This is a genomic window from Halomonas sp. TG39a, from assembly GCF_000744395.1.
Taxonomy (GTDB): domain Bacteria; phylum Pseudomonadota; class Gammaproteobacteria; order Pseudomonadales; family Halomonadaceae; genus Vreelandella; species Vreelandella ventosae_B.
Genome location: NZ_JQLV01000001.1, coordinates 2,314,501 through 2,330,796 on the forward strand (window position 1 = coordinate 2,314,501; position 16,296 = coordinate 2,330,796).

Annotated in this window: 22 protein-coding genes; 10 read left to right on the plus strand and 12 right to left on the minus strand. The window is 52.0% G+C overall.

From position 1 onward, the window contains the following. Positions 1-181: 181 nt before the first annotated feature. The gene (locus tag U738_RS10350; RefSeq protein WP_035579934.1) at positions 182-1,102 is read left to right on the plus strand and encodes a glutaminase; all 921 of its coding nucleotides are present in this window, start codon (positions 182-184) and stop codon (positions 1,100-1,102) included. Positions 1,103-1,193: 91 nt separating this feature from the next. Beyond that, on the plus strand, positions 1,194-1,799 hold the full coding sequence (locus tag U738_RS10355; RefSeq protein WP_035579937.1) for a LysE family translocator: 606 nt from the start codon (positions 1,194-1,196) through the stop codon (positions 1,797-1,799). Here U738_RS10355 and U738_RS10360 read toward each other — a convergent pair. Next, positions 1,785-2,618: an AraC family transcriptional regulator gene (locus tag U738_RS10360; RefSeq protein ID WP_035579940.1), complete on the minus strand. Its 834-nt coding sequence runs from the start codon at positions 2,616-2,618 to the stop codon at positions 1,785-1,787. The two genes, U738_RS10355 and U738_RS10360, sit on opposite strands and share 15 nt — an antisense overlap. Before the next feature lie 154 nt (positions 2,619-2,772). Between U738_RS10360 and U738_RS10365 the strand changes: the two genes are divergently transcribed. Both U738_RS10365 and U738_RS10370 read left to right on the plus strand, forming a co-directional pair. Further along, entirely contained in the window at positions 2,773-3,591 is an 819-nt protein-coding gene (locus U738_RS10365; protein ID WP_035579943.1) for a DUF1206 domain-containing protein, read from the plus strand. 8 nt (positions 3,592-3,599) lie between these two features. Continuing rightward, positions 3,600-4,202 carry a YqaA family protein gene (locus U738_RS10370; protein ID WP_035579946.1) on the plus strand — a complete coding sequence of 201 codons (603 nt, stop codon included), beginning with the start codon at positions 3,600-3,602 and terminating at the stop codon, positions 4,200-4,202. 22 nt (positions 4,203-4,224) lie between these two features. Here the strand turns inward: U738_RS10370 and U738_RS10375 are convergent, their stop codons facing one another. The 4 genes from U738_RS10375 to U738_RS10390 all read right to left on the minus strand — a co-directional run bounded on the left by U738_RS10375 (position 4,225) and on the right by U738_RS10390 (position 7,485). Next, positions 4,225-4,542 (minus strand): antibiotic biosynthesis monooxygenase family protein, encoded by a 318-nt coding sequence (locus U738_RS10375; protein ID WP_035579949.1) that lies wholly within the window; start codon positions 4,540-4,542, stop codon positions 4,225-4,227. A 121-nt stretch (positions 4,543-4,663) separates the two neighbouring features. Next, on the minus strand, positions 4,664-5,452 hold the full coding sequence (locus tag U738_RS10380) for a slipin family protein (RefSeq protein WP_035579952.1): 789 nt from the start codon (positions 5,450-5,452) through the stop codon (positions 4,664-4,666). A gap of 59 nt (positions 5,453-5,511) precedes the next feature. Next, on the minus strand, positions 5,512-6,870 hold the full coding sequence (locus tag U738_RS10385; RefSeq protein ID WP_035579955.1) for an NfeD family protein: 1,359 nt from the start codon (positions 6,868-6,870) through the stop codon (positions 5,512-5,514). A 207-nt stretch (positions 6,871-7,077) separates the two neighbouring features. Next, positions 7,078-7,485 carry a DUF4019 domain-containing protein gene (locus U738_RS10390; protein ID WP_035579957.1) on the minus strand — a complete coding sequence of 136 codons (408 nt, stop codon included), beginning with the start codon at positions 7,483-7,485 and terminating at the stop codon, positions 7,078-7,080. Between the two features lie 204 nt (positions 7,486-7,689). Between U738_RS10390 and U738_RS10395 the strand changes: the two genes are divergently transcribed. From U738_RS10395 to U738_RS10420, 6 genes are all read left to right on the plus strand, one after another. Next, positions 7,690-8,433: a class I SAM-dependent DNA methyltransferase gene (locus tag U738_RS10395; RefSeq protein WP_035579959.1), complete on the plus strand. Its 744-nt coding sequence runs from the start codon at positions 7,690-7,692 to the stop codon at positions 8,431-8,433. A 159-nt stretch (positions 8,434-8,592) separates the two neighbouring features. After that, complete coding sequence (locus U738_RS10400; protein ID WP_035579962.1) at positions 8,593-9,159, plus strand: isochorismatase family protein; 567 nt, start codon at positions 8,593-8,595, stop codon at positions 9,157-9,159. After that, a complete protein-coding gene (locus U738_RS10405; RefSeq protein WP_050713398.1) occupies positions 9,152-10,159 on the plus strand; it encodes a GlxA family transcriptional regulator in 1,008 nt (335 codons plus the stop codon). Before U738_RS10400 ends, U738_RS10405 begins: the two co-directional genes overlap by 8 nt. 44 nt (positions 10,160-10,203) lie before the next feature. Further along, a complete protein-coding gene (locus tag U738_RS10410; RefSeq protein WP_035579963.1) occupies positions 10,204-11,007 on the plus strand; it encodes a helix-turn-helix transcriptional regulator in 804 nt (267 codons plus the stop codon). A gap of 52 nt (positions 11,008-11,059) precedes the next feature. Beyond that, positions 11,060-11,515, plus strand: coding sequence for a carboxymuconolactone decarboxylase family protein (locus U738_RS10415; RefSeq protein ID WP_035579965.1), 456 nt, complete (start codon positions 11,060-11,062; stop codon positions 11,513-11,515). A gap of 45 nt (positions 11,516-11,560) precedes the next feature. After that, the gene (locus tag U738_RS10420; RefSeq protein WP_050713396.1) at positions 11,561-11,767 is read left to right on the plus strand and encodes a YrhK family protein; all 207 of its coding nucleotides are present in this window, start codon (positions 11,561-11,563) and stop codon (positions 11,765-11,767) included. Positions 11,768-11,980: 213 nt separating this feature from the next. On the opposite strand, the gene U738_RS10425 is transcribed toward U738_RS10420, so the two are convergent. The 7 genes from U738_RS10425 to U738_RS10445 all read right to left on the minus strand — a co-directional run bounded on the left by U738_RS10425 (position 11,981) and on the right by U738_RS10445 (position 16,217). Beyond that, positions 11,981-12,526, minus strand: a complete 546-nt coding sequence (locus U738_RS10425; protein ID WP_035579967.1) for a nucleotidyltransferase family protein — start codon at positions 12,524-12,526, stop codon at positions 11,981-11,983. A 91-nt stretch (positions 12,527-12,617) separates the two neighbouring features. Next, positions 12,618-13,052: a GFA family protein gene (locus tag U738_RS23585; RefSeq protein ID WP_197671993.1), complete on the minus strand. Its 435-nt coding sequence runs from the start codon at positions 13,050-13,052 to the stop codon at positions 12,618-12,620. A gap of 199 nt (positions 13,053-13,251) precedes the next feature. Then, positions 13,252-13,737, minus strand: a complete 486-nt coding sequence (locus U738_RS10430; RefSeq protein ID WP_035579969.1) for a DUF1456 family protein — start codon at positions 13,735-13,737, stop codon at positions 13,252-13,254. A gap of 146 nt (positions 13,738-13,883) precedes the next feature. Next, entirely contained in the window at positions 13,884-14,306 is a 423-nt protein-coding gene (locus tag U738_RS10435) for a replicative DNA helicase (RefSeq protein ID WP_035579972.1), read from the minus strand. Between the two features lie 256 nt (positions 14,307-14,562). Next, complete coding sequence (locus tag U738_RS22940; protein WP_081899083.1) at positions 14,563-14,997, minus strand: GFA family protein; 435 nt, start codon at positions 14,995-14,997, stop codon at positions 14,563-14,565. 60 nt (positions 14,998-15,057) lie between these two features. Further along, the gene (locus U738_RS10440; RefSeq protein ID WP_035579975.1) at positions 15,058-15,483 is read right to left on the minus strand and encodes an N-acetyltransferase; all 426 of its coding nucleotides are present in this window, start codon (positions 15,481-15,483) and stop codon (positions 15,058-15,060) included. Positions 15,484-15,791: 308 nt separating this feature from the next. Beyond that, positions 15,792-16,217, minus strand: coding sequence for a VOC family protein (locus U738_RS10445; protein WP_035579978.1), 426 nt, complete (start codon positions 16,215-16,217; stop codon positions 15,792-15,794). Positions 16,218-16,296: the final 79 nt, after the last annotated feature.

The following is a 16,296-nucleotide window of genomic DNA, read 5'->3' on the forward strand; positions in this document are numbered from 1 at the left end:
TAGCGGGGCTGCTTAGTTCCTTTCAGCCTAAGCTTTTAAGGGCGAGTTGCCGACCCGAATCTTGCGCACTGGCGGGTACTCAGACAGTTTATGTTTAAAAGAGACGCTATGTTTAACAGACATTTCCCCTCGTTTTCGCTAGGGTAATGCCCCGCCTCCATTGACGGTACACGATACGCCCATGCAAGACTTGATCAATGACATTGCCGCAGCCATGGCAAACGCCGAAGAACGCGGTAAGGTCGCAGACTATATTCCCGAGCTTGGCCATGTTGACCCACAGCAGTTCGCCATTTCGCTCGCCACGGTGGATGGCAAAGTGTACTCGGCGGGTTGCGCTACCACGCCCTTCTCGATTCAGAGTATCTCTAAAGTATTTACGCTGACCATTGCACTAGGGCAAGTGGGTGATTCGCTGTGGTCAAAAGTAGGCCGCGAGCCCTCAGGTGATCCCTTCAACTCCATCGTGCAACTAGAGCATGAAAGCGGCAAACCGCGTAACCCGTTTATCAATGCCGGGGCCATTGCGGTGGTCGATGCGATCATGATGGGCCACGAGCCCAAAGAGACGCTGGGCGAAATTCTTAGCTTTGTGCGCTATATCGCCAATGATGACAGCATTTACTTCGACCACGCAGTGGCCGCTTCAGAAATGGCCCACCGCGACCGCAACGCCTCGTTGGCTCACTTTATGAAAGCCTTTGGCCGCTTACGCCATGATGTCGATAAGGTGCTAGGCACCTATTTTCACCAGTGCGCTATCGCCATGAGCTGTGAGCAGTTGGCCCATGCCGGGCTGTTTTTGGCCTCGGATGGTATCAACAAACCCAGCGGCATTCGCGTGGTAGCCCCCCAGCGGGCCCGCCGGATCAACTCATTAATGATGATGTGCGGACACTACGACGCCTCGGGGGAGTTCGCCTTTCGCGTCGGCCTGCCTGGTAAAAGTGGCGTGGGCGGCGGCATTCTGGCCATTGCACCCGGCCATGGCTCCATAGCCGTTTGGTCGCCGGGGCTGGATGCCTATGGCAATAGTTTGCTGGGCACCCAGGCGCTCGAAATGTTTGTGCAGCGCACCGGCTGGTCGGTGTTTGGCCATTAGCAGGGCAACGCTTTAAGCAACGACCTCAATTTTGTGCAATACCGCCACCAGTGGCCATTGCAAACTCCTTGCACTACCGAGGAGGATGACAATGAGCGCTACACTACTGCTGCCTACACTTCTGCCCATGTCCGCATTTGCGCTTGCCGCATCTATTTCGCCGGGACCGGTCAACATCGTTTGTTTGAGTAGCGGTACGCACTACCCTATCGCTAAAGGGCTTGTTTTTGTAACCGGCGCTACGCTGGGGTTTATCGCGCTATTTTTAGCCATCGGCGCTGGCCTTTACTCTTTGCTGAGTGTGGCGCCGCTGCTGGAAACGGTTTTACGCTGGGCAGGTATTCTGTTTTTACTCTACCTCAGCTATCAACTGCTACAGCACGACGGGCGCTTGCAGGAGCGAGGCGGCGTTAAAGCGCCAGGGTTTATGACAGGCGCCATGATGCAGTGGCTCAACCCCAAGGCGTGGCTGGCGTCTGCCGCTGGCATTGGCGCCTACACCACTGCTAATGAGCCCCATCTGCTATGGCTGTTCGCCGGCCTCTATCTGCCTATTTGCTGGCTATCGCTGGCCAGTTGGGTATATGCAGGCGCTTTTCTGAAACGCTATGTTCATCGTCCTATCATCTTACTGACGATTAACCGCGCACTCGCTATCTGCCTGGCGGCTAGCGCTATTGTCTTACTGGTTGAGTAACGGATAGCGGTACTGGTTGGGTGTCGCTGCTACCAGCCGCTTAAACGTTCTTTGAAAGTGGGGCTGGTCATTAAAGCCAGCGTTCAAAGCCGCCTCAACGATAGGTTGCCCTTGTTTTAACGCTTGCTGCCCCATCTGAATGCGCTGATTAATCAGGTAAGCATGAGGCGTTAGTCCGAAGTGCTGTTTAAAGGCGCGAATCAAGTGCCCAGCGCTATAGCCGGACTGCTCACATAGGCGCTCTAGCGATATATCAGCGCTACAGTTGGCACGCAAATAGGCCGCGACCTGTTCTAGCGCACTGGGCGCTTGGGGCAATACCGCGGGGGATTCTTGAGCAAGCACTTGCAGCATGGTAGACAAGTACTCGACTAGCGCCGTTTGCTTATCGCTAATGTCGCGGTGCCCATCCAGCAAACAAGCAGCCATATCGCAGTACCCGGCATAAAGCGCTGGCTGGGTAATGACGGCGGTGGCGATATCTTGCCAGTAAGGCGTATTTAGCAGACCCAATTGGTAACGCAATTCAGTCAGCCACTCGGTATCGACGTAGAGCATCATATACGCCCAGGGCTGGTTCTCAATGGGGTTGCAGGCGTGCACCCAGTGGGGGTTCATCATAACGATGTCTCCCGTACTAATCTGATGCGTCGCATCACGATAGCAAAAAGTGCTTTTACCTGCGGTAACGGCCCCCAGCGACCAATGCGTATGGCTGTGCGGCGCATAGCAAACTTGTCGCGCATCGCTAATCTTGCGCAGCTCCACATAGGACATACGCGTATCCCGCCAGAAGATAGGTGACGAAATTGTACTCATGTTCTGCTCTTGTTATTCAAAAATAGCCTTTGACGCTTCGGCTTGGCCTAGGCTGGACAATAGCACAGCACACGCCCAGTATGGGCCACTGATAAGCGCTATATGAACTAGATTGCATAGGGATGCGCAACGCCTAATATGTCAGGAGGACACCATGGCCAATAGTATGAATAACCCCGACCACCGTGATGCGATTACCCTTTTCGCCCGCATGGGTTACGCCTCTCGGGGCATTGTGTATGTATTAGTAGGCGGCCTTGCAGCGCTGGCAGCTTTTGGGCAAGGCGGCCAAACAGAAGGCAGTCGGGGCGCCTTAGAACGCGTGCTCACTGCTCCCTTCGGAAAAGTCTTGTTAGCCATTATGGCCATCGGCTTGGTGGGCTACGCGATGTGGCGGATCATCCAAGCAGTTAAAGACACCGACCATCACGGCAACGGTGCCAAGGGGCTGGCAATTCGTGCGGGCTTATTGGCCAGCGCCATTACCCACACGTTGTTGGCTTTTTTTGCCGCCACGCTCATCTTGCAATTTGCGGGCTCTTCAGGTGATTCAGGTGGCGGCTCACAAGGCGTCGCAGGTTGGCTGATGCAGCAGCCTTTCGGGCGCTGGCTGGTAGGCGGGGTCGGCCTCATCATGATTGGCGTAGGTATCGCCCACGCGCTTAAAGGCTACAAAGCCAAATTCGACAAACACTTTGCTATGCCACCCAAAACTCAACAATGGGCCTATCCTATCTGCCGTTTTGGCTTAGTGATTCGTGGTCTTGTATTTGTGATCGTGGGTAGCTTTTTTATCATCGCCGCTTATCAAATCAATCCCAATGAAGCTGGCGGTATGGGCGAAGTGTTTAGCACGCTGCGAAGCCAGCCTTTCGGTCAGTGGCTACTTGGGTTTGTCGCACTGGGACTCTTCGCGTTTGGTCTCTACAGCCTATTAGCGGCTGTCTATCGCCGCATTAATCCCGAAGTGTAGAGACCTGCATGGCCATAGCATCCAAACGCACTAAGCAGTGGTTTGAGCGTATTAACGGCTCGAAGAATATGCTGTGGCTACTCGCCACCCTCTCCTTTTTGGAGACTATTATTCTGCCCATTCCTCTTGAGCTGGTGTTGATACCGCTGATGGCCGTTAATAGGCAGCGGCTGTGGTTACTGGCTTTGGTCACTACTGCGGGCTGCCTCGTCGCGTCGCTGGTGGGCTACAGCATTGGCTTAGTGCTTTATGAGTCGGTGGGCACCTGGTTTATTGAGTCTATGGGGATGCAGAATAGCTACCAGGCATTTCAAACATTTTTCGATCAGTACGGTTTTGCCGCTATTTTGGCCATTGGAATACTACCGATTCCCTTCCAGGTGGCGATGATTACCGCCGGGCTTTCCGGCTACCCAATCGTAATGTTTGTAGTAGCGACATTAATCGCCCGTGGCTTGCGCTACTTCGGCCTTGCCTGGCTGGTTCACCGCTTTGGCCACCGTGTTCTGGTACTGTGGAAACGCCATGCCTTGGTAACCAGTTTGGTGGCAGGGGTTGTTGTACTTGCGGTGGCTCTAGGAATGCAGGCACTGGCTGGGCTGGTGGTGTAAGCCGTGAATCGATGCCAACCAGCTAAATACCGTAATCTCGCTCGACTTTAGCGATACGGGTTTTGAAGTGTTGGTACCACTGCTGATGGCCTAGCCGCTGAGCCTCTTGATGCTCAGCATGGGCTTTCCACGCTTTAATAGACGCCAAGTCGGCCCAGTAAGAAACTGTTACACCCACTTCATTGCGGGCAGACTCCACTCCTAAAAATCCCGGCTGCTGCGCTGCAAGCTCAACCATTCTTGCCGCCATCTCGTCATAGCCGTTATCGACCTCTGTGCGTAGTGAAGTAAAAATAACGGCGTAGTAAGGCGGTTCGGGGGTAGTGGCAATCATGGACATGGCATCACCGGGTTTCTTGGATCAGGGGCTTCGAAGCATATCCCATGAAACAAAAAATGTATTCAGGGAGCCCACTGCCAGCTGCCGCCAAACCGTACCACAGGCAGTGGGAAGAGCTAGCCTAGGCGTCATCCTGCGCCTTACCAGGCGGTGCTGCCGTATGCTTGGCTTTCATATCCTTGAAGGCTTCCATAATGTCCATGGGCAGCGGGAAGACGATCGTCGACGCGTTCTTGTTGCTCATGTCGCTCATGGTCTGCAGATAGCGTAACTGCAGCGCGGCGGAGTTTTCCTGCATCACATTGGCCGCTTCGACCAGCTTCTTGGAAGCCTGCAGTTCACCCTCGGCATGGATGACCTTGGCGCGACGTTCGCGCTCCGCCTCGGCCTGGCGGGCAATGGCGCGGATCATGCTCTCGTCAAGATCCACGTGCTTGATTTCGACGTTCGCCACCTTGATGCCCCAGGAGTCCGTCTGGGCGTCGAGGATTTCCTGGATATCGTCGTTGAGCTTGTCGCGCTCGGAGAGCATTTCATCCAAGTCATGCTTACCCAGCACCGAACGCAGCGTGGTCTGGGCCAGTTGACTGGTGGCCTGGGTAAAATTCTCCACCTGAATAATCGCTTTTTCCGGATCCACCACGCGGAAGTAAAGCACGGCGTTGACCTTCACCGTGACGTTATCCTGGGAGATCACGTCCTGCTCGGGCACGTCCATGGTGATGACGCGCAGGTCGACCACCTGCATCTTTTGAATCGCGGGGATCACGATGACCAGGCCCGGCCCTTTCACCTTCTGATAGCGGCCCAGAAAGAACACTACGCCGCGTTTGTACTCCGGCAGTATGCGAATGGAGGCGGCGATTAGTAGCACCACTAATACGACTGGGACAAGATACGAAAGAATCATGGGGCACCTCGTTTAGCGGATGATCAATTACCCAACGACAGCCACCAAGGCCAGGGTCGCTAGGGATGTGAGACATAGACCGTCAAGCCTTCAAGACGCACTACCTTCAGCTCCTCACCCTGCTTGACGGGAGCATCGCTCACCGCATTCCAACGTTCGCTGTGCAGCCAAACGTGGCCGTTGGTTTCAAAATCTTCCAGGGCAACGGCACTAGCACCTATCATCTGCTCGATACCGGTATGCGCCGGGCGACGGCGCAGCGTGGCAAAGCGCGTCAACGTCCACAGCATCAGGCCGCCGGATACCAGCGCCACGCCGCCAATCAGCGGTAATGAAATCGCCATGTACTCGGCATCCATGAGCATGATCGACCCGAGTACAAAAGCAATAATGCCGCCGAGCCCCAGCACACCAAAGCTGGGCATCAGAGCCTCGCCCACCATCAAGGCAAGCCCGACGACAATCAGCGCCAGACCAGCGTAGTTGATCGGCAGCACCTGAAATGCAAACAGGGCGAGCAACAGGCAAATCACGCCAATGGTGCCGGGAAACAAGCTACCGGGACTGGCAAGCTCGAAAACCAGCCCGTAGAAGCCGATGATCATCAAAAAGAAGGCGATGTTGGGGTTGGTAATCAGCGACAGCACCTGGGTGCGCCAATCCGGATCGAAGCGCTCGATAGTGAGGTCGGCGGTCTCGAGGGTGGCATCACCGCTTTGCATAACCACGCTGATGCCGTCGATCTGTTCAAGTAGATCGGTGAGATCGCGCGCCACCACTTCGATGACGTTCTGCTCCAGCGCCTCGCTGGCGGTGAGGTTGACGGCATCACGCACCGCGTCTTCTGCCCAATCGGCATTGCGATCATGGCGTTCCGCCAGGCTGCGGATAAAGCTCACCGCGTCTTCCATCACCTTGCGTTCCATGGCGCTACCCTCGCCTTCCGACTCGTCAGCCGCGCTGTCATCGTCGCCTTCATTGCTGCCGGGCAGCCCGCCGCCCATCTGAATGGGCGTGGCCGAACCGAGATGCGTCGAGGGGGCCATGGCGGCCACATGGCTGCCGTAAAGCAGATAGGTGCCCGCGCTTGCCGCGCGCGCACCGCTGGGGGATACGTACATGACGACGGGGACATCAGCGTTGAGCATCTCGCGAATCATGTCGCGGGTAGTGTCGACCAGTCCGCCGGGGGTATCGAGCTCGACGATCACCACTTCGCTGCCCTGCTCGCGGGCTTTATCCAAGCCGCGCTCGAAGTAATCCTTGGTCGCCGGGCCGATCGCGCCTTCGATATTGAGCACCAGCGCGCTGGAAGAAGAGGACTGCGCCATGGCCTGCCAGGTCAACGACATGGTAGCCATTAGCAAACCGGCAACTATCAACCAGAGCCAGTGCGGTTTGAGAGAAAGGGTTTGCATACCCACTCCTCGCATTCAACGCCTGAACATTCCCCTCTGAATCTGAAGCTTATCCATAGCAACATACACAAGGCTATCTACTCAACGTAGCAGCCACTTTGAGCTTCGTCATGAACAACGTGAAGGCAAGCTTCGTGGGTAAAAAGAGCCTGAACCAAGTTAGCGATTTTGAAGGCCAGAGGTGGTCGAAATATTTTGAGGAATCGGTTAGTTCAAGTAATAACCACTCACTTTCCACGTCCCCTCTTCCAAGTGAGGGGTGATGGTTTCCGTAATCTGCGGCCTGTTTTCAAAACTTGTTTGGAACGTCAAAACCGCGTAGTCATCTCTTGGAGCCCCTGGCATAGAGGTTTCGCGAACGACGCTTACTTGCCGACGGGATTGAACCGCACCAAAGTCACGGCGCGCTGCACCAATCGTCCGTTCTAACATGTGCGGTGAAAGCGGCTTTTTTAGTAATGAAGACGAAGTTTCCCATGCCTGCTCATACTGACCGCTATCGATGGCTTCTAGCCACGCCAACGCCGCCGCCTCTGCATCACTGCTGTTTGCATGAGCTTGGGAGGATAGCGAGAGAAACAAGGTGGCAAAGATAAAGATCAGGTTTTTGGGCATAGCAGGGTCTCTTGGCATTTAACAACGACCAGAGAAATCTTCATGGCCTTTGCTATATATCGGTAAACGTCAGGATTTCTTTAGGGTCCCAGAAGGTATTTGATGAACACCAACGCTCCTAGCTATGGCTCTGCTTCTCAAACCCTACCCGCTCGTTTACTATGCGCCACCCACAATCTTTCAGTTGCCACTATTTAGGTCACCATGCCCGTCAACGTCCTCTATACCGACCTTTCTGGCTACTACGATTTGATGTGCGTAGATATCGACTATCAAGCGCAAAGTCACGCCATTCGCAGGCTGCATCAGATTTTCGGTAACGGCGGTACGACACACCTAGATTTAGCCTGTGGCACCGGCCCACACGTGCGCCATTTCATTGATCTTGGATACGCCAGCAGCGGGTTGGATATCAACCAACCCATGCTGGATATCGCCGCCACACGCTGCCCAGAAGCGCTCTTCACGTTGCAAGACATGAGCGACTTCAAAGCCAACGAACCTCAAGACTTAATCACCTGTTTTTTATACTCAATCCACTACAGCGATGGCATTGAAAAGCTCAAAGCGTGTATATCCAGTGTTTATCGTGCACTCAAGTCTGATGGCATTTTCTGTTTTAACGCCGTCGATAAAGACAAAATCGATAACGCTTTATCTGTTAAGCACAGCGCCAAACAAGCAAACGATTTATTCACCTTCCGCTCCGGATGGCACTACAGCGGCCAAGGCGAAAAGCAGTCGCTTAGACTCAGCATTGAAAAAGCCAACGCTGAAGGAACACTGCTATGGAACGACGAACACCCCATGGTAGCCGTCAGCTTTGCAGAGTTAAGCGCACTCTTAGCGCCTCACTTTGAGGTTCATGTGTTTGAGCACAACTATGAAAAGATCATCCCCTGGGATAACGCCTCAGGAAACTCTATTTTTGTCTGTGTGAAGAAATAAACCCTGCTTGCCCCTGAAAATCACCATCTCCCGTGCTGTCCGTCAGAAAACGTTGGCCATACATGGCCGAAATTGTCCCCTTTGTGACCGGTCAACGCATCGTTGGCTGAATGCGTAACAGCTAATCTGTAGCCTCACTTCACCACGATGAGATTAGCCATGGCCCAGCCTAAAACCGCATTGTTATTAATTGATGTTCAAGCCTCCTTTCCCGCCCGCGATTACTGGGTAGAATCACTGGCTCAGGCGTGGTGCCCCAAGCAGCGTGCAGTGCTAAATGCAGCCCAGGCCAACGCTATACCGGTTGTGCGCGTTCTGCATGAAGAACCTGGCAGCCAAGGGGCTTTCGACCCTGATAATGGCCTTATTCGTCCGCTCGATGACTTTAACGATGAAGTGGCGGTGACCTTCCATAAACGTGCGCATAACGCGTTCAGCGATACCTCACTAGAAAGCTGGTTACGGGAGCGAGACATTGAACGGCTGGCGATTAGCGGTATTCGTACCGAGCAATGCTGCGAAACCACCGCACGCGTGGCGTCGGATTTAGGGTTTAGCGTCGACTTTATCAGTGATGCTACCCTAACGTTCCCCATGACGCGCCATGGCACCACTTGGTCAGCTGAGGATATTAAGGCACGCACCGAACTGGTACTTGAAGACCGCTTTGCGCGTATTATCAGTACACAAGACATGATCAACGAATGGCAAAACACGCGTGAGTGAAGAGCAACAACATAGCCAGCCGCCATCCGCAAGAGCCACCACCTTGCGTGTGGCGGTATTGATGATGCCCGGCCAGGTGCCGCTTGATTTGATTGGCCCGCTACAGGTCTTGCAGTGTGCAGACCGACTTTCGATAGACGTTCAGGTGCGCTATCTCGGCCCCCAAGCGGCCATGCAGTGGCTAGGGCCGCTTACTCTTAGCGGCATCGATCCCTTGCCTGAACAGCTTCCTACTCAAGATTTACTGCTTATTCCGGGGCAGTACCGCAATAGCCTTGAGCCATTGGTGCAGCAAGAATGTGTCGCTTGGCTCAAGGAGAATGCCCACTATGCAGATACGCTGATGACCGTTTGCTCGGGCACGCTATTACTGGCGGATGCTGGCCTGTTAGAGGGGCGACGCTGTACCACCCACCACACGCTAATTGAACAGCTACAAGCCAAAGCCCCACAAGCAAAGGTACAACGTGATTGTATCTTTACCGAGGACGGGCGCTATTTAACCAGCGCGGGGATTTCGACCGGCATTGATACCATGCTGTACTGGCTAACCCGCGCTTGCGGCCACTCGCTGGCTCTAGCGGTAGCGCGGGAGATGGTGCTGTATCTTCGCCGTAGTGGTCAGGAGCCTCAGCTGGGCGCCTGGCTTGAGGGCCGCAATCATGTGGATGAACGGCTGCATCGCGTTCAAGATGCAATTTGCGCCGCCCCTTCGCAAACCTGGCGTATCGAGACATTAGCGGCTCAGGCAGCCATGAGCGAGCGTCATTTTCGGCGCCAATTCAAAAGCCTCACCGGCATGCTGGTCGGCGACTACATTATGGGGTTGCGCCTGCAGCGAGCCAAAGCGTTAATGACCGAAACGACATGGACGCTAGCACGCATCGCCGAAGCATCCGGATTCGGGGATGAGCGGCAGCTAAGGCGCAACTGGGCTCGCCAGGAAAAAGCGCCGCCTAGTGTATGGCGCCGGGCCAGCTCCCAGACGCTGCGTGATTGAGTTAATGTGAGCCATCATTAAAAAACATACCATTGGTTGACGCCATGACCGAATTCATCTTGCCAAGCAACGCCAACTATCTTAATTTTCGGCATCGCCTGCCTGATAAACGCTTAGCCCCGTGGGTGCAGTGCCTTTGGTCAATGGGTCGCCCAGGGCATCTCACCGATCCCCGAACCGAAAAGTTCTACCCAGATGCCGGTGCTAGCCTCAGCATCAAGCTCACCAGCCCCCACCCCATTATCACGCTCTGTTTCAACAAAACCACGTTGATAGAGACACTCGACACCACCGCGCCCTGTCTGGGCATTCGTTTTAAGGCAGCCGGCACCCACTGCTTGCTGGGTTTGCTACCCGAAGCATTCACAGATACACACTACCGTTTGGAGAACGAGCTTGAACCATTAGGATTGCAAGGATTAATGCCCGTGGTAGAGCGCCTCTACCAGTCGGACTCGCAACAGGGTTTACGCCTGCTGGAAACATGGTTGTTACATCGACTAGAAAGCCAGTCACCCGCCAATAGCCGTATCACTACGATTGTTCAAGCCATTGGAGAACTACAGCTTCCGCCCCAACAGTTAGGCGCCACGCTCGGGTTTACCCGACGTACCCTGGAGCGCAAATTAAAACGTGAAGTGGGCGTTACCCCAGGCCAATTAGTAGCCTATGCCCGACTGAACCGAGCCCGCCATGGACTGCTTGCAACCACGCTGCCCTTAACGGAAATAGCCCTACAATGCGGCTACTATGACCAAGCTCACTTCACCCATGCCTTCCAATCACTCGCCTATGAAACACCCGCCGCCTATCGCAAGCGCAAACTGTCGCAAATTTACAAGGCGTAAAAAAACCTCGACGTTAAGCTGAGTTCTCAACTTACTCACCGAGGTTCCCCACATGTCTACTCGTATGTCTCAACAGTCTGTGTATCGCCTTTACCCCCGCCTAGCTAAGCACCTTACGGCACTAGGCGACGTTGCCCCAGACTCAACGGTTAATCGCTCGATAATCCACTTGGTCAACCTACGTGTTTCGCAAATTAATCACTGCTGCTTTTGTCAGCACATGCATTCGCAAGAGGCCAGAGACGATGGCGAACACCAGGTTCGCTTAGACGTATTGCCTGCTTGGCGTGAAGCGCCCTGCTTCAGCACACAAGAACGCGCCGCACTCGCCTGGGCCGAAACACTAACACTGGTCAGCCAGCAAACTGTGAGTGACAACGACTATCAAAACGCCCTAGCTGCGTTTGGTGAGCAGGGGCTAATTGACCTCACCGCCATTATTGTCCAAATCAACAGTTGGAATCGAGTATCGGTGGGCTTTCAGTTTGCACCGGACATCAGTATTTAAGCACTGTGAGGCTCTTGAAAGTAATAGTTCAGATAAGGAAATAAAATGAACAGTGAGATAGCGCAGCATCAACAGCTACCCAACCTACTCGGTCTCTTATCAAGCTTATTTTTCTTCTTTGGCAGTCTTTTGTTTCTTCCCGCTTTTGCGAGCTACGCAACCGTAGGCGTATGGTGTTTTGTAATGGGCTCACTCATCATGTTCATTATTTACGTGATGAGTATGAAAAATACTGGTAAGAAGCGCATTTAATTGAGTCGACGTTCGACATTGATATAGCCGCTGGGTTTAAGTTACCTAGCGGCTATAAGAATTAATGCGGCGAAAATTACTTCAATGAAAAATTAATGACATTAGCACTCAATCTTTCGGTATCCAGCAAAACCCGATAGCCGAAATCCATCTCCTCTAAACCATTAAGCTAATGGGAGCTGACGTCGTAAAAGCTACCATTGGGATGCCTGATTAGGCATTTACCACCAACCTTGGCCAGGTTTGTAGCCATCGCTTAGCGCATATTCGGGCTTCAAAATCCGTTCGTTTTGGCCGTTTGGGATTTAATGTAATGGTATAGTCAAACAGTGGCTTAACATCAAAGGGAGCGACAAGGATAACCTCTCCATCGTCATCCAAAGCAGCGCCTACGGCAGTTTCTAGCTCTATCCAGAAACTCATGGCATCTTCAGTGGATGTATACGGACAGTCATTATTTCTCTCGTGCATTCTTGCCTGATTCTTTACTGACCAGGGAAACGTTGAGACTTCCCTTAATCCTTGCTCGATATCATGATCGTGGGAATCGTTTATGTCGTCAGGATCGAAGTAAATTAAATCGATGTCGTTGAGGGCCGTATTCGATGAAAAGTCATGCAGCTTGTCCCACACCAAGTTTCTAACGAATCCAGCAGCGAGACACCACCCCGGCAGCTTCTGCGCAGCCGCTATTGTCAGCGCCTCAATACGGGCCGGATCACTCATTAGCCATTTTTTTACCAGCGCTTCATGCTCCATCTCAATACCTTACCAATGCGCCTATTTTGAATTGCTGGGTGGTGCTGAACCATCCAATGCTGGACACGTTATAGCTCCCCTATCCCTGATGCTACAGATCAGATTCATGTTTGATACCGTCGCTAACCGGTACACCATCCAAATCACAGGGGTTAACGCCTTCCAAGCACCCGACATTGAATCCATACACAGTGGGGTTCGAGCGCGTTTGGTGGTGGGTGTAGATGCCGCAGTTTGAACAGAAGTAATGCTTTGCGACACCTGAATTGAACTGATATAGCTTTAGATGCTCAGTACCGCGAAGAATGTGAAGACCACTCAATGACACATAGGCCATAACAGCGCCTTTGCGCCTACAAATAGAGCAGTTACACCTTTTCGGGTCAACAAGACCATCAGGCAGATCGAGTTCGAGCTCCACCATGCCGCAGCAGTGGCATGTAGCCCTGTGCCTAGGTTGAATGTTAACTCCGCCCACTTGCTTGATCACTGGAAAGGCTCCCGTATGACTCAGTACTGGTGACATCGAAGTATTTTTGCGAAGGCTAACTCAGCGCGAGCGTAGTCCGGGGCTAGCCTTATCAAGCCCTGAACTCGTAGTGGAAAACGTCCCTATACTCGACGTTCAATTGCGGGGCCTGATAAAACTTTTCAGTTCTTGTCGTGAATATAAAACCCGCATTTGCTAAAGCCATTTGAGCAGCGACGCTTCCAACCCTATGAGCTCAGGACTCGGTGCTTGGAGTATCCTGATTTGGCCGCAATTGAAGCTGCATACCGAGTAAGAAATTTCGCAGCACCTGATCTTTGCACTCTCGATAATTCTTATGGCTGGGCTTGCGGAAAAACGCACTTAATTCATGGTTACTTAGGTTGAAGCCAGCCAGTTCAAAAGCAGCCAAAATATCTTCAGCCTTTAAATTCAGCGCAATACGCAGCTTCTGAAACACCATATTGTTGTTCAACTGCGATTCTGGCACGGGCTGCGGCCCTTCGCGCTTACCACGCTTAAAGCTAATAAAGCCGTTCAAAAAAGCCGCCAGCTCTTTGTTCTTCATGGTGACAAAGGCGTCGTCTTCATCCTTTTTCAGCCAGGCAGTTACCTGCTCTTGAGCCACGCTGACCTCTGCCAAGGCGAAGATATCCACGATGGTGCTGTCTTTTAAATCAAAGGTGTAACGTATGCGGCGAAAAATATCGTTATTGGTCAAAATAGTGTCCCTAGTCTTAGGCAAACCCAGCACAATCAGGCTTTATGTGCATCTACGTTTATCGTGAATATGATTAAAACCAGCAGCTTAAATAAACTAGGCTTTGTACGAAAACTGCCTGCGCTAGCCGTCTTTTCGTACAAACCCTAACCTGTTGTCAGCTTTCCAAGCAGCTCGTCAATTTCGTCTTTCAGCTCGCCATCTTCAATTTTATTGGCGGTGACTTGGGCATTTTTAAGATTACTGATAGCCGCGTCGGTTTGGCCCAGTTCGACCTGCAACTTCGCCATGGAGAACGCGATAGATGACATGTGATCCTTCGAGTTAACGGCGACGGCCTTTTCAAAGGCTTTTTCGTAGACGGCCAGCGCCTCATCCAGCTCTTCCGTGAAGTCAGCCAATGTTTCCCACTGCTCTGGATGATCTTTATCGGTGCTCTCATTCTCGGTGCAAATAGCTTCCAGCTCCGCATAGAGCGCATCAAAAGCCTCTCTATCCTCTTTATCGGCAGCCTTCATGAGCTTTTCGGCGAGTTCGTAAACCGCCTTGTATATTTTGGTGTTAATCATGAACGACTGCCTTTTCTCTATTTAAAATATAGTAACAAGTAAACAAACCTGCTGAAAATCAACGTATGTAACGAAGCCACCCCACCGTTACCAGTGGCATTATACCCTTTGGGGATGGCTCTACGGGCGATCATTTTACGGTTTTTATGCTGGGGTGTTGGTTGAGTGGTCGTCCTAGCGGCTCGCGCCATCAGACCACTCCTTAGAGGTATTGGAGGACATTTCAGCTATCAATGGCAAAAAATTCGACCTGCATTCAACAACTTGGCTTCTGCAATGCCTGGTTAAGCGATTCCAAACTATCAAGGCCACCATCTAAACGAACACAACCCTCTGATTCTGACGCCCAAGAAGCCGATGAAGAAAGGTGAAGATGAATAGATATTTGCGACGCAGTCACATTATTCAGCAAACCAGCGGGAACCCACACCAACCCAGAGTCTCTCAGTTGATTGGGTACCAGACTGCCGCAGACCGCACAAAAATCATTCCGATAGCCGGTTGGCTTCTGAAAAGTACTGATTTTGGATTGGCCGGAAAGCCAGCAGAAGCTATCCGCTTTTACAAAAGTGGCCGTATTTGACGCAGACCCTGTCGCTTTGCGACACAAAGAGCAGTGACATTGATAGAAGCTCGGTATCTCCCCTTCGATTTCGAACTTAATCTCCCCACACAGACATTCACCGTTCACCGAATATTCCTTAATGCTTTACACCATCGATTACAAACAGCAGCTAATAGCTACACGCTGTTAACAGTAGTGCTCCATGATGAATTCAGGATGGCCAGTTTGTTCGTCAATCTGCTCACTTAATGCAATGAAGCCATGTTTTTGATAAAAACTGATGCTGGAAGCGTTCTGTCTATAGACACTTAGCTGTAAACACGCCCTTCTGCTCTTAGCATCTTCAATCAACGCTGACCCTATACCATTTCCCTGCAGGCTTGGTAGCACAAAAACTGCTGCTAACGTATTTCCATAGAGGCAATAAAACCCTGTAATCTGCTCATCAGCCTCAAATACAAAGGTCTCTGATGCAGGGATGTATATATCCCGCATATCGCTAACTTTTGACTGCCAAAATTCAGAACCAACAAAGGAGTGGGCTTTAATCGAAGCTGAAAGCCAGATATCCAAAATTTGTTCAATATCCGCCTCGCGGTATTTACGAATCATCTAAATGTTCCTAACGATGGTCAATGGCGCCAAAGGCGGTACTGAAAAGCTGCCTAGCCCTGGATAAGGTTGCACCTGAACCAGCGCTAGGCAGCTTCATAAATTTAGGCCGGTATGCTTTGTCTTCCTTAGGGTCAATCCGTTCCTTCCATAGGAGTAATTAGCTCTCATCACTTCCTGAAAGCCTTTTTGCTTCCAAGTCCCACTGAAAGATCCAGGAATTTTAACAGGTTATTCTAAAGATATTTCATGATGCATCAAAGCTAAACTATTACGGTTCAGCACCCCGGAAGGTGCTGAACTGCTTATTAAGTGGCATCTTGATTTAAATTCCGCTCGGCCGGGATATCGCTTAGATACTCGACAAACTCCACCTCAAACCCAGCCGGATCGACAAAATAAACATTCTTGCGAAACGGCTCTACAGCTCCTGGTTTCGCAATGGCATAACCCGCGTTATTTAACCTGGCCACAACGGCGTCAAGGTTATCGGTCACATAGGCAAAATGGGCTAAGCCAACGCTGTGGCCTTTCAAATCGCGATTCGCCCCTTCGCCATGATCGCTTAGCGCCAGGTAGTGTTCGTCGTCACCAAAGTGCACCCATTTACGCGGTTTGCCATACCACTCGCCATGGCCTTCATCGCGTACCCGCCAATGCGGGAATACGGCGCGGTAAAAATCCAACATGGCATCCATATCATCAACGACCAGATTAACGTGTTCCAAGTACATAAGAGTCTCCTTGCGTTAAGTGAAATGGCAGGATAAAACCTCAACTTCACTTGAGGTAAAGCTGTTTTTGGAAAAAAAT

Excerpts from the sequence above, each read along its gene's own strand:
- U738_RS10390 (WP_035579957.1), bottom strand. The coding sequence starts at position 7,485 with ATGCCCAAAAACCTGATCTTTATCTTTGCCACCTTGTTTCTCTCGCTA.
- U738_RS10375 (WP_035579949.1), bottom strand. The coding sequence starts at position 4,542 with ATGTCCATGATTGCCACTACCCCCGAACCGCCTTACTACGCCGTTATT.
- U738_RS10435 (WP_035579972.1), bottom strand. The coding sequence starts at position 14,306 with ATGATTAACACCAAAATATACAAGGCGGTTTACGAACTCGCCGAAAAG.
- U738_RS23585 (WP_197671993.1), bottom strand. The coding sequence starts at position 13,052 with ATGTCACCAGTACTGAGTCATACGGGAGCCTTTCCAGTGATCAAGCAA.
- U738_RS10445 (WP_035579978.1), bottom strand. The coding sequence starts at position 16,217 with ATGTACTTGGAACACGTTAATCTGGTCGTTGATGATATGGATGCCATG.
- U738_RS10410 (WP_035579963.1), top strand. The coding sequence starts at position 10,204 with ATGACCGAATTCATCTTGCCAAGCAACGCCAACTATCTTAATTTTCGG.
- U738_RS10420 (WP_050713396.1), top strand. The coding sequence starts at position 11,561 with ATGAACAGTGAGATAGCGCAGCATCAACAGCTACCCAACCTACTCGGT.
- U738_RS10385 (WP_035579955.1), bottom strand. The coding sequence starts at position 6,870 with ATGCAAACCCTTTCTCTCAAACCGCACTGGCTCTGGTTGATAGTTGCC.
- U738_RS10355 (WP_035579937.1), top strand. The coding sequence starts at position 1,194 with ATGAGCGCTACACTACTGCTGCCTACACTTCTGCCCATGTCCGCATTT.
- U738_RS10400 (WP_035579962.1), top strand. The coding sequence starts at position 8,593 with ATGGCCCAGCCTAAAACCGCATTGTTATTAATTGATGTTCAAGCCTCC.
- U738_RS10380 (WP_035579952.1), bottom strand. The coding sequence starts at position 5,452 with ATGATTCTTTCGTATCTTGTCCCAGTCGTATTAGTGGTGCTACTAATC.
- U738_RS10440 (WP_035579975.1), bottom strand. The coding sequence starts at position 15,483 with ATGATTCGTAAATACCGCGAGGCGGATATTGAACAAATTTTGGATATC.
- U738_RS10415 (WP_035579965.1), top strand. The coding sequence starts at position 11,060 with ATGTCTACTCGTATGTCTCAACAGTCTGTGTATCGCCTTTACCCCCGC.
- U738_RS10365 (WP_035579943.1), top strand. The coding sequence starts at position 2,773 with ATGGCCAATAGTATGAATAACCCCGACCACCGTGATGCGATTACCCTT.
- U738_RS10360 (WP_035579940.1), bottom strand. The coding sequence starts at position 2,618 with ATGAGTACAATTTCGTCACCTATCTTCTGGCGGGATACGCGTATGTCC.
- U738_RS10370 (WP_035579946.1), top strand. The coding sequence starts at position 3,600 with ATGGCCATAGCATCCAAACGCACTAAGCAGTGGTTTGAGCGTATTAAC.
- U738_RS10350 (WP_035579934.1), top strand. The coding sequence starts at position 182 with ATGCAAGACTTGATCAATGACATTGCCGCAGCCATGGCAAACGCCGAA.
- U738_RS10395 (WP_035579959.1), top strand. The coding sequence starts at position 7,690 with ATGCCCGTCAACGTCCTCTATACCGACCTTTCTGGCTACTACGATTTG.
- U738_RS10425 (WP_035579967.1), bottom strand. The coding sequence starts at position 12,526 with ATGGAGCATGAAGCGCTGGTAAAAAAATGGCTAATGAGTGATCCGGCC.